The following is a 10,842-nucleotide window of genomic DNA, read 5'->3' on the forward strand; positions in this document are numbered from 1 at the left end:
GTATCGAGATCTCATTGCGGAGACGAATTATATGGTAAGTTTGATTGTCGCTTGGCTGGTGACTGCGGTCAGCTTGTTTGTGATCGCCCAACTCAGCCGATTTACCGGGGTCGAAATTGACGATTTCAAAAAGGCGCTCTTGTCCTCGGCAATTTTCGGATTGTTGAATGCTTTCGTGCGCCCGGTTTTGAGGACTCTGGTTTTACCCGCACAGATAGTTTTTTCCACTTTTGTGATCACCTGGCTGCTGAACATGGTGATTTTTGGTCTGGCGGCTTGGCTGGTGCCGGGATTTCGCCTGCGGTGGGGGATTTGGAGTGCGCTGATCGGCGCGATCGCCCTCAGTTTCATCAACTCTATCATGTATCAAGTTTTGGGGACGGCCGGATTCTAAGCTGGCCGGATCGGTGCTCGGAAAAATGATGAAAAAAATGCGATCGCGATCGGCAGATTAATTTCGGGCCGATTTTTTTTGGCAATCCGCCGTCAGCCTTCAGCTATCAGCTATTCATGATCTCAAGCAGTTTTATAGCGCTGTGCGCTGGCCTAGTTACACCCCGGACGGGTGAGAGCGGATGGTGGGGGGGGTTGAGTGGTGAGAGCTTGGGTCAGAGTCCGAAGGTGTCAGGTTGAGTGCGATCGCCTCTGGTTGTGCCCCGGCTTAGAATGATGGTGTTGTCGCACAAGCCATCTGATGCCGGAACATCAATTCATATTTATTGGCGGACTCCACAGAAGCGGGACGACACTGTTGGGACGCCTCCTGGCCGAACATCCGCAAATCAGCGGTTTTCGAGACACGGGGGCCACGGAGGATGAAGGGCAACACCTGCAGTCCGTCTATCCCGCCGCCCAGGAGTTTGGGGGGCCGGGTCGGTTTGGTTTCAATTCCAATTCTTTTTTGGACGAACGATCGCCCCTGGTTTCGCCGGAAAATGCCGAAAAGCTATTCCGGCAGTGGAGTCCTTACTGGGATTTACAAAAGCCCTTTTTGCTGGAAAAGTCCCCCCCGAATTTGGTGCGGACTCGTTTTTTGCAGGCTCTATTCCCCAATTCCAGGTTTATCATTGTGATGCGACATCCGATCGCGGTTTCCTACGCAACCAAAAAGTGGAGTCATACCCGCATACACTCCCTGATCGAACATTGGCTGGTCTGTTACGAACGATTTGAGAGCGATCGCCCCTACCTCAATCGGGTGTTGGTTCTCCGATACGAAAATCTGATCGCCGATCCCGGGGGGACTCTGGATCGAATTTATGAGTTTCTGGGCCTGGAAACGGCGGCGATCGCTTCGGACAAAATTCGCCAGGGAGTCAACGATCGCTACTTTAATTGGTGGGGCGATCGGCGCAACCCGATTAAATTTATCTATACCGGATACATTATCAACCGCTTCGAGTCGAGAGTCAATCATTTCGGTTACAGTCTGCGGGACGTATAGCTTATCTCTGGCAATCCCTTTTCCGGCGAATCGGGGGAGGGGGAGTTGTAACAATTTGTTGCAGAACCGATCGCTTTTGGTCCCGATTTGGGAAAGCTACAAATGAGCTTGAGGGGTCAAACACCCATGCACCCGGCTCCGGGGTCTGGTGCGGTGAGTGCGATCGCGCGCACTAACTTGCTGCGATCGGCGATTCACCCGATTTGCAATCGATTTGCTATTAATAAGAGGTGTGGCTACGCGGAGAAGTATTTACATTTCTCCAAACTTATGCTCTCTTGACACTCCATTGGTCAAAGATGGTCGGGTCGAGATGGCAGCCACCGAAACGGGGCATTCCCGATCGCACCTTATCAAGATCGCTCTCAAAAGCGATCGCACCTGAAAACTTATAGAAACTGGCGTTTGGGCACCAGCCCGATAAAACCGCCGGTTTGATGTCTCGTTATCGAGCGTCGGCATCTTCTATACCTGCCAGCACATCCATCTAGACCGAAGGTCAGGAAGGCGTCTCATGCACCAGCGCAAGCAGAACCACCAAAAATCTAGATCACCCATTCCTTTACTGTTCCGCCAGATCCGGACGTTTTTCCGAAGGGCGACCCGGGGGTTGATGCGATCGCTTTCCCGGAATATTAGGGGGATGGATCGTCGCGATCGCAAGCGGGTGGCCGGGTTCGTCCTGCCCACGGTGACGATGGTACTGATGGTGGTGGTGTTGCTGACGATGGCGATCATGTTCCGATCATTTGATCGCGCCCAGGATGCCAGGTACACCCGGGTCAGCACCGCCGTTTTGAAAGCTGCGGAACCGGCGACATCCCGGGCGAAAGCCAAAATTTCCGAGGCGATGAACGAGCTAGAAAACGATCCCAGCCGAGTCATCTCCGATGAAGAACTTTATAACTCCTTTACCCTGAACAGTAAATATACCTTTAATGACGAAGAATTTATCAATATCAGCTACGATGAAGAAGCGATTAAAACCGCTTGGAAATTTCCAGTTGATTCGGATAACAATGGCAAGTTTGACCGCTACATTGTCTATGGTATCTTCTTCCAAAATCCTGAAATAGGAAAAACAAGAAGCCCACTACACGCGAGAACCTTACCCCTGCCACCCTTGGGTTTTAAACCCAGACGAGAGTGCGCCATGTACGTGGGTTCCAATGACAACTTAGTGACAGAAGAGGGATGGGTTCCCTCCTTGGGTAAGCTGAAGAGAAGCATATTTGTCTACACTCTTGCTGTGCCCATCAGTCAAGACCAAATCGATGCGGGTCTGGGTTCCACCTACGAAGCCACCTCAGTCAACTCCAGCTTGAATCCCCTAGAGTATCAAATGGACTGGCAGCAAAAACCTCTTCGGGGCGTGGTTTATCGAGATGACTTAGAAATCACTCCCGGTTCTGCTTTTGCCCTCAACGGGCCTCTGTTCACCGCCAGTAATTTGATCGCGTCTCACTTTGGTGCTGGAGCCCGACTCTATCAACTCAGTGCACAAGACTCCTGTTTTTATCAGGAAGACTTAAGCAAGATTACTGTTGCCGGGAATGTCATTAATGGTATGACCGGGAATACAACCTTTAAAGAAGAGGTTGATGTCGATCTGTATCATGGTATAAACGCCGCTCCAATTACACAGGAAATTTCTCAGACCAATCAATCCACAGGAGATAGTGCATACGAGGCAATGTACAACGGTGGTGCCTATCAAGCTCGCCTGACGGCACTGGTGGAAGAGCAGATGAAGGAGGATGCAAGCGACGATCCTAAAGCAGAAGTCCAAGATCTCAAAGAGGCGCTGGAGAACCAAGGGGTTGACCCGACAGATGCCCGTCGGCAACTGCTGGAACGCTATTTCAGCAAGCGACTGCGGAAAGTTCCCTTTGCAGAGGTGCCTGAAGGTGGGGATGCCCTTGCTAGTTTTTCACTCCAGGGTAGTGGCGATACCTTGCGACCACCAGATGCTTGGATGCGGCCTTTGGAGGCAGTGACCAACATCTCTCTCACAACTGGGCAGTTGAAGGCCACAGAACCCTCAGAACAACTAGCAGCGGGAACAGAAGATGAACTCGGCGATCGCATTTTGGTCGGCAATAACTTGCCAGCGCTGTATTTGGATGAGAATGGTAAAGATTGGGTGACAGCAACCCTAGAGTTGGATGGCGATCAATGGTCTAATGAGACCGATCGCACTCGTGTCACCCAAAACACTGCCTTACCCTCCGCAGGGGACTTGAGCCGTAACGGTTTTTGGGAAAGAGCAGCCACCAGAAAACCTCAAACCGCGATTTCCGGCATCGGCGGACTGCGGGTGATTACAGGTGGTGGAATTTACGAGCGATTGAACTCCTTCTTGCCACCTCCCCAATGGGATGATCCAACCACCAATGCCGTCAGTCCATCTCTAACCTACGACGATCCAGCCACCAGTGCCATCGAAGAGTTTCCCATTGTCTGGCCGGATACCATGCCCATGTCTCCTCCCGAAGGTGGAAAGGTTTACGATAACAACCCCAGTAGTTCCAACCCCGGATGGAATTCTTTACCAGCACCCCTCCCAGTTGCCCAGACTCCCACCATCGACCCGAATACAAACCAATACGCCAAGGGCGACTTGCGGATGCGGGCCACTGCCGTTTACCACTACGCCCAAGATTCCACTGACCCCGAGAACGAAGATACAGACCAACAGCCCATCGCCTGCGTCAGCAGCTACTATGACCCCACCAATAGCTTGACGGCGCAGAACATGGAAACTCTGCCCGGTGGCACACCCGATGGCCGCTCTAACAATGGTATTGTTTACCCTGCCCCCAGCACAGCCAGACCGGGCGGAGCCAGCTTGAATGCAACAACGGGGTTAATCAGCGTAACCGGTGCAGCCTCGGAACTCGGCAATCAAGCCAACATGGTATTCCCAGACGGACGGTTTGCCAACGAACCGTTGAGAAAAGCCCTCATTAAATTGTCCGAGGGGAAAGATTTGGATCTCGCCAATCAGGCAGCAATTGACGCCAATCTCTGCGCTTTAGACATTCTCAGTGGAACAATAGAGCCGGATAATAGCCTGATTCCCCACGAGGCCATTCGGGAAGTGACCCTGCTCAATGGCCGGGAAGTGAAAGCCAACGATGCTGACGACCCAGACACCAACGTTGATGAAACCTTTACCCTCAACAGTCCCCGAACCGGTAACCAAGCCGCGAAGCTGACGGGAAGATATGATCTCGCCCTGCAAGATCGCCAGCCCCAAGAAATTCGGCTGACTCAGTTGGATCTCAACGTTCTCCGGGGCACCACAATTGACAACACGGAAACTTCCGACATCGCCGGCCTCAGCCCGGAATACCTGCTCCCCTACAGTGGCATTGTCTACGCCAGTCGGGACGATGCCCTCCCAGATCGCAGCTACCGCGAAGAAGGGGACGCCAACGGAATTAACGAGGAGTTCAGCAAAGCCCTGAGTCCCTCCGACTACCAGCTTGACCCCAGCCGCCGTCCCAATGGCATTCTGTTGATTAACGGACAGGCCTTGGGCCGCAAAAATGACGTTGCAATTGGGGACGATGGCGACCCGGCCACCAGTCCAGAGGATGTACTCAAGGAAAAAGGACTCACCCTGGTTTCTAACGTTCCCGTTTATATTCAGGGTAGCTTTAACGTCCACAGCCAAGAAGAGTTTACCCAGAACCTAGACGAAGACTTTGGCAACTTCTACGATCGCAACGCCATTAACCCCAACTTCGCCTGTCGCAAAAATGATCCCATTCGCGCTCAGTTAGATAGTGACTGTGGTACGGGTGATACTTGGCGACCCGTGACCATCTTTGCCGATGCCGCGACCCTGCTTTCGGAGAACTTCCGGTTTGGTTTCCGCAACGAAGGGGACTTCGAGCTGCGGAATAATGCAGCCAACGCCATTGTCGGCTATGACCTGAACGGGGACGGTGCGATCGGCACTGCCGCCCTCACCGAGGCAGATTTTGCCCCCGACCTGGATCATAACGGAAGCAATACGGACACCAACATTGACGAATCCAATCTGACATTACCTGATGACACAACTGCTTGGCAAGCTGATTTGGATGGAAACGGTAATTCAGGTGATACTTTGAAAGAAGCCGACTTTGCCCCAGATATCAACAAAAACGGGACTCCAGGGGAAACCACCTACACTGTCACAGAAACAGATTATGGGTTTGACCTCAACGGGGTAGACTCAAATGGGGACGGAACTCGGGATAATGATCCCGTTATCGAAGCCCAAATCACAGCCAAAGCCGCTCGGTGGTTAAATGGCTTCAACGGTTACAACGACTTTGCCATCAACGGACTGAGCAGCAACGCCGAATTTCAGCCCTTTGCCACTGATAACCAGGGGACCGTCAACCCCACTGCCAACAACAAGTACACTGACGGAAACTACAGTAACAGCACTGCCAATCAAACCAATACTGGTGCGGCGGATAGCACCTACTTCAACAACTTTGTCACCCCCATTCAGCGACGGATCAACTTTCCTGAGTACGTCATGGAAATCTGTCGCAAGCCGATGGTGTCCGCTTGTGGTCCCCAGGATTGGGTGGTCGGATACGATGAAAATGGTAATAGTACCAATGACGGTATTGATTGGTTTGATACCAGTAATGACTGGACTTGGACTAACACTGAGGACTTCGAGGCTGACATCAAACTCGCCGATCTGCCACTGGCGCTTAAACCAAGTGCCTATCCCGATTCACCTAAAGTCCCATCTCCAGTACCGGCCGGAGCGCCTTCGATCGATGCTTTTGGAACAGGTTTCGATCGCAACAAGCTGATGGCAGGTACCACAGTCAATCCTCCACGATTAGACTCAGATCATCGCTATCCCCGGCGGATTGCCTTCCTGCGGGATTCCAAGACCAACGAACTGATTTTGGATAGCAACGATCACCCCATTCCCATCGGCATCAATAATAATGGCAAACTAGCCTGTTACACCTCCGGTGGTACTAATGTTTGGGATTGGGATGGAGATAGCAGTAACTCAGTTGAGCAGCCTTGCAACACCTATGGCACCGCTAACAAGCCACAAAATGATGCTAAAGCCCTTTGGTTCCAAACTCAAAACGGTAACAATAAAAATTGGGGCTATGATTATCCCCTGTGGTACGACGACCCAGATAACCCGGGTAGTCTGTCGAGTTTTGCCCCCCTCCCCTATCAGCCCTCTTTGGTTCCTGTGCTCCAAATCCACGCCACTAACACCAATAATTCTAAAGCGAATGAACCTACGTTTCCCGTAGGCGACTCGGCAGAAACCAAGACTCGCTGGTTGCAAAGGGTGGCGACGAATGAAGAATTTAACCTAGTCTTGGGAGCGGGTGATGTTCCGTCCCGTCCCAATGAAACCAACGGCGGTATGCAAAACCTGGCTCGGTTCTTGGAAAACTGGTTTAAACCCACAGAAAGAAAGACCAAGATTTTTGGTTCCTTTGTACAGTCGGGTCGCAGTGCCTACGCAACTGCTCCTTACCTGTCAATTTCGGCAGATGTAACAGTATTTGGAGAAAACACCCGATACAGGATGCAGAATGCTGGACGTCGGATTGCTTACTTTATGCCACCCGCCCGGAACTGGGGTTCGGATGTGGGCTTGTTCGCCCAGCCGCCGGACTACTTTACCCGGCAGTTTGCTCGCCTGGACTTTGATGTTGATCCGGAGAACCCCGCAGATAAACAATACAAGGTGATGGAATTCTTCCGACAAGTGGGCGCGGATGACCCTTGGGTGAAAGGTTTGCTCTGTGCCAAGGATGAAGATGGTAACGATATCGTCAGTGATAGCACTGGAATTCGACCGGATTGTACGGATTACGAATAATTCACCTGATGTAAGGAGACAAACTGATGAACACTCAACCCAAATCTAAAGGAAAATTTCGCCACTCTTCTGAGTCCGGCTATACCATCCTGGAGGGGGTCATGGCGATGGTGGTCGTGTCCGTCTTGATGTTGGCAGTCTCTCCGGTGATTGTCTTGGCTACCGGTATCCGAATGCAGGCGAAGCGGATACAACTGGCGTCCCAGGCGGCGAGTAGCTACGTCGCTTATATCAAGACCTCACCCCGGAGAGAAAATGCTCCGGGCAACCTGGAAAATCCCCTGGAAGAACCCACAGATGATGACCCCCTGACAACCCACGAGGCTCCTCAGTTGAATTTTGATATAGATGGACTCTGTGACCAGAATGGTGAGTATTGTGGTGACAATAACCAGCTCTACTGCGTTGATTTTGACGGTAATGATAGCTGTACCACAGATAGTCAAGTCGATATGATAGTTCAGCCCATCGCGAGACTGTATAATAGTATCGCCCCTGATGACGAGCCAAACCAATGGGCAGATGATGGCTACGTTCTGGCAGTTCGGGTGTATCGAGCTAATGCTTTTGGTGGCGATCAGCCACTCACAAACGGCTCCGAGGATGAAGGGGGAGTAGACACCAGTATCACTAATGCCATTGGCAGACGCAACTTCCCTCTGATCAACTTGCAAACATCAGTCGAACCGACTGGGGATCTCTTTCAAAAATACTCCAATACTCTACAAGATCCTAATCCTCCATCACCGTGATCTTTAGGAGTGAGTCCGTCCAAAGGACTGACTCGGAAGCGACATTCCCACAGCTTTTCAAGGAAAAGTCACCATGCTCAGTTTAATTCAATCTTTTCTAAATCGGCGGCATCGGCGCAATCCCCCCCAACTCCCCCGAAGGGATGGTGGCTTTACCATGATCGAGTTGATTGTGGGGATGGTCATCACTTTCCTAATTATTACGCCTCTTTTGGGCTTTGTGGTCAGCATTCTGAACGATGACCGCAACGAGGGAGAAAAAGCGGCGATGGAACAGGAATTGCAGGCGGCTTTGGACTTCATCACTGCTGACTTGAGCCAGGCTTTCTATATTTATAAGGACGGTCAGTTTGAGGAGGCGATCGAGGATGAGAATGGGGAGATTCAAATTATTGATCTCACTCCCCTCCTAGAAATTGACGGACGGATGCCTATTTTAGTTTTTTGGATGAAGCATACTTTGCCGAATTCTTTACCCCCCATTACGGAGATTGACACTCTCACTCCTAAAGACTGCGACGAGCCAGATGAGCCATGTGATGATAGCTCTGTTAATGCCCTAGTTGCTTATTATTTAGTTCCGGGGGAAAAAGATGAAATCTGGTGTCCCCATGGGGAACCTTGTCCATCCCGAATCGAGCGTTATCTGATTCGAGGCCCCTTGGAAAAGGCGAAAGGTACTGGACTGATTTACGACCCCAGTGAATTAAAAGACAGTCAACAAGCCAGTGACGCTTTTAATCCAGATTTTGATGTTAGTGTACTGCTAGGGGGTAATCAAACTGATGCAGCAAGAAATGTAGTCATCCAAACTCCTTCCGACGGAGAAGTTTTAATCAATTATATTGATATTGATGGCTTTAATCTTGATCGAGTCGGTGACGATAATGACTCTGCAAAAATCACCATTCGGGGAAATGCCATGAGTCGAATTCAGGCGACTGAAACCGACTACTGTACAAAGGATGAGAATAATGATGATCTTCCTGACAATACTTCTTTCTGTCCCCAGGTCACGATTGAAGTTAAAGGGTTGCGACTCCAGAACTAATCCTATTGTTGAGGGGTTCTCAAACGTTAAAATTCATGAGAATTAGTCCAATGAAAACTAATTTACAGATACTTTTTTATTCCCATCTGTGGAAACGACGAGAGAGGTGTCTGTCTCGCTCTGGTGATGCGGGATTTTCGCTGCTGGAATTGCTGGTCGTTGTTTTTATTATTGGCATCCTCGCCGCCGTTGCGGTACCCGGCTGGAATGGCTTCATCACCCGACAGAGAGTTCGCACGGTTAATGGCCAGGTCTATCAAGCCCTGCAGGAAGCCCGAACCCTCGCCCGAGCCAGGCGAGTCAAATACGTTATTGAATTTCGACAAAATGATGATGATGTGCCGGAATATCGGATTTATCCGGAAGCACAACAAAAAAATATTGGCGGTGAAGAGCTTTGGATTGGGTTGAGTCCTCCAGGCAATCTTAAACCCGGAATGGTAGAAATTGATGGAACTGATGAAGACGGGAACCCTATCGATAAATTTGTTTTTGATGAGCGGGGTGCAGTTTCAGACGACGAAGAAGAAGAATACGCCCTTCCTGTAACTTTTACGGTTTCCCAAAAAGATGGGGGCGGTGAGCGGTGCGTGATTGTCCAAACTCTGCTCGGTGCAATGAGAAAAGCCGAAGGAGATGAGTGTTCGCCATAGTCAACCCCACCGAAAACACAACGATCGCCCCTCTTAACCCGCCACAACCGAAACCCTCACTGCCACCCCATCCCCCGCCGACAGAGCGTTGCCAGGGGAAACCCATCAGAATCGAAATCTTGAGAAACCGGATTTGTGGTGATTCCTTAACAATCCGGTTCCTTTCCAGGTAAAATTTGATACCCCCTCCCACTCCAAAAATACCGAAAATTACTGAAGCCCCCACCCCGACGCCGATGCTACGATCGCGCTCATTACAATATCAGGGGGAGGTGCTCCAATGCCACACCGCGACAAGAGCGAGGCCGGGTTTTCACTGTTGGAATTACTATTTGTCACTGTTATTATCGGAGTTTTGAGCGCGATCGCGGTTCCGGGTTGGTTGGGTTTCGCCAGGCGCCAGGAACTCCGAAGAGCCCAAAGTCAAGCCTACTGGGTGATGAAAGCGGCACGTCGCAACGCCAGACGCGATAAGAGGGCTTGGCAGGCCACCTTTCGCAAACAGGGCGATCGCATTCAGTGGGCACTCCACAAACCCGAAACTTCACCCGCCAACCTCCCCAATTCCGCTTGGACGGATTTCGATGGCGGAATTGACATCGATGCGAATGAAACCAGCCTCAGAAAGGTCTGGCCGGAAACCAACCGCGTGACAACCTCCGACACCAACCACTACAGGACATTGTTCAACTACAAGGGCTGTCCCGTCCACTCTCCCCAGGACAACTGCGGTGCAACCAATTTTCGTGCAAAAGGCCGCATCACCTTCAAACACGGCGATATGGGGGAAGTCCGACGCTGCGTCATCGTCTCCACCCTCCTTGGAGTCGTTCGCAAGGGCGAAGACGCTTCGGAAGCGACCGCCGACGGGAAAAACTGCTATCGCGACTGATGGGGAGTCGGGAGTCGGGAATGGGGTATTATTCAAACAACAACTCCGCCGCCTGTTCCACCCGGGCGATCGCATCCACGCCGCGGGGCAAATTGGACAGGGGGACGATCGCCCGTCCGGGAAAGCGATCGCCCGGAATTTCCCGACCGGGTTCGGCCCGGTTGTGGAGGATATAATT

Annotated in this window: 7 protein-coding genes; all 7 read left to right on the top strand. The window is 51.3% G+C overall.

Annotation, left to right across the window (positions count from 1 at the left end):
- Positions 1–31 precede the first annotated feature (31 nt).
- The 7 genes from LKE08_RS27755 (at position 32) to LKE08_RS27785 (ending at position 10,664) form a co-directional block, all read left to right on the top strand.
- Entirely contained in the window at positions 32–394 is a 363-nt protein-coding gene (locus tag LKE08_RS27755) for a phage holin family protein (RefSeq protein WP_324707541.1), read from the top strand.
- 300 nt (positions 395–694) lie between these two features.
- Positions 695–1,444: a sulfotransferase gene (locus tag LKE08_RS27760; RefSeq protein ID WP_324707542.1), complete on the top strand. Its 750-nt coding sequence runs from the start codon at positions 695–697 to the stop codon at positions 1,442–1,444.
- A gap of 613 nt (positions 1,445–2,057) precedes the next feature.
- On the top strand, positions 2,058–7,316 hold the full coding sequence (gene hpsA, locus LKE08_RS27765; protein ID WP_324707548.1) for a hormogonium polysaccharide biosynthesis protein HpsA: 5,259 nt from the start codon (positions 2,058–2,060) through the stop codon (positions 7,314–7,316).
- Positions 7,317–7,342: 26 nt separating this feature from the next.
- The gene (gene hpsB, locus LKE08_RS27770) at positions 7,343–8,068 is read left to right on the top strand and encodes a hormogonium polysaccharide secretion pseudopilin HpsB (RefSeq protein WP_324707543.1); all 726 of its coding nucleotides are present in this window, start codon (positions 7,343–7,345) and stop codon (positions 8,066–8,068) included.
- A 73-nt stretch (positions 8,069–8,141) separates the two neighbouring features.
- The gene (locus LKE08_RS27775) at positions 8,142–9,119 is read left to right on the top strand and encodes a prepilin-type N-terminal cleavage/methylation domain-containing protein (protein ID WP_324707544.1); all 978 of its coding nucleotides are present in this window, start codon (positions 8,142–8,144) and stop codon (positions 9,117–9,119) included.
- A 50-nt stretch (positions 9,120–9,169) separates the two neighbouring features.
- A complete protein-coding gene (locus LKE08_RS27780) occupies positions 9,170–9,772 on the top strand; it encodes a prepilin-type N-terminal cleavage/methylation domain-containing protein (RefSeq protein WP_324707545.1) in 603 nt (200 codons plus the stop codon).
- Positions 9,773–10,052: 280 nt separating this feature from the next.
- Positions 10,053–10,664 (top strand): type II secretion system protein, encoded by a 612-nt coding sequence (locus tag LKE08_RS27785; RefSeq protein ID WP_324707546.1) that lies wholly within the window; start codon positions 10,053–10,055, stop codon positions 10,662–10,664.
- Positions 10,665–10,842 lie beyond the last annotated feature (178 nt).

The organism is Lyngbya sp. CCY1209, assembly GCF_035615495.1.
In the GTDB taxonomy this organism is placed as follows: domain Bacteria; phylum Cyanobacteriota; class Cyanobacteriia; order Cyanobacteriales; family Microcoleaceae; genus Limnospira.